This is a genomic window from Bartonella sp. CB10SXKL, assembly GCF_042195515.1.
Classification (GTDB): Bacteria; Pseudomonadota; Alphaproteobacteria; order Rhizobiales; family Rhizobiaceae; genus Bartonella.
In genome coordinates this window covers 1-1,229 of the sequence record NZ_JBHION010000082.1, presented here as the reverse complement: position 1 = coordinate 1,229, position 1,229 = coordinate 1, and the positions used below count along the sequence as shown (strand labels likewise).

Sequence of the window (1,229 nt, the reverse complement as noted above, 5' to 3'; positions counted from 1 at the left end):
GAGGCAAAAAATCCACTTTCTGGTACCTATATCGGGCGGCTTTACTTGCAAGGCGTGATTACTCAAGAGCAATATGACGCCGCGCAACAGTATTTACAGATAAGGAATAATTACCTTTGCGCAAAAGGCTTGCCTAATGCAATTTATGACGAAATGCCATCATCATCTGATGATAAGGCAAGAGATAAATGGGTAGAATTTGCAACAGAGCAGTTTATAAACACGCAAGAGGCACTAAAAGAAGCCCAATGCCTCTATAGACAATATAACCTTTATGCAGCGCTACAGTGCCTCGTTATAGAAGATCAAACATTATCATATCTTGTACCTTCATTACGTATAGCTCTTAATGCGCTTCAGAAGTACTTTGATCGTAAATGACAATCTCTATTACGGTTTCATTATATTGTATATCGTTTGTAAGTTTCTACAAAATTCAATGGATTCCTTTAAACTTTTATGATCATTTCTTTTCACTTGAGATACTATGTTATTTACTTGTTCTTTTCTTAAATCGGAACGCTTATCTATAGCCATCATAAATTTTTTTGCATAATAAATCATTGGATCCTCGTTATCATTGACCACGTCGTATGCCCACATAAAATCTCTTTCACTCCAATCATATTCATCGCGTAAACGCTTTATTACATTGGGTAGATCCATTTGCGACATCTCCTTATTATAATCACCCCGCAATAAACTCATAAGGGATGCACAACCAACAACTGATATGTGACGATACAATATATCTTCCTGTTTAAAAAACGAATATTCTGTGCCCGTGCTGAGTGAAAGTTCTTCTGCTTTGCGTATCTTTTCAGAATGCATAGAGCCAATATATGATTCACTTACGTATTTGTTGTAAAGTTGATTATACTTCTCTTTAGTATCTACACTTGTAAACATACGCGTCAATTTGTCTATAAATCCAAATGACGCTGATGCAGGTAGCGCTGATATAGAAAAGAAAGCTATAAATGTTATGATGCGTGTTATGAATAATGATTTCATCATTTTAAATCCCTAAATTATTATAAGCGCTGTTTAACCGATTCCCTTTGAAATTATCAATATGTGTTATTTTTATGTTGACAAAGTGTAGCAAATCGTATTTAATGACAGCACTGTACTTGGTCGTATTGTATCTAAACGAGAGGCAGTGCAGTTTGGAATCCCCGCAAATGCGGGGTTTTTTATTATCTGGAGGGCGTATTTTATGACATCAG

At 35.6% G+C, this 1,229-nt stretch carries 2 protein-coding genes; one reads left to right on the top strand and one right to left on the bottom strand.

Features of this window, described 5'->3' with window-relative positions; all coding sequences use genetic code 11:
- Positions 1–381, top strand: a 381-nt coding sequence (locus ACFIK3_RS09535; RefSeq protein WP_375676624.1) for a hypothetical protein, incomplete at its 5' end; no start/stop codon positions are given.
- Between the two features lie 9 nt (positions 382–390).
- On the opposite strand, the gene ACFIK3_RS09530 is transcribed toward ACFIK3_RS09535, so the two are convergent.
- The gene (locus ACFIK3_RS09530) at positions 391–1,017 is read right to left on the bottom strand and encodes a hypothetical protein (RefSeq protein ID WP_375676623.1); all 627 of its coding nucleotides are present in this window, start codon (positions 1,015–1,017) and stop codon (positions 391–393) included.
- Between the last annotated feature and the right edge of the window lie 212 nt (positions 1,018–1,229).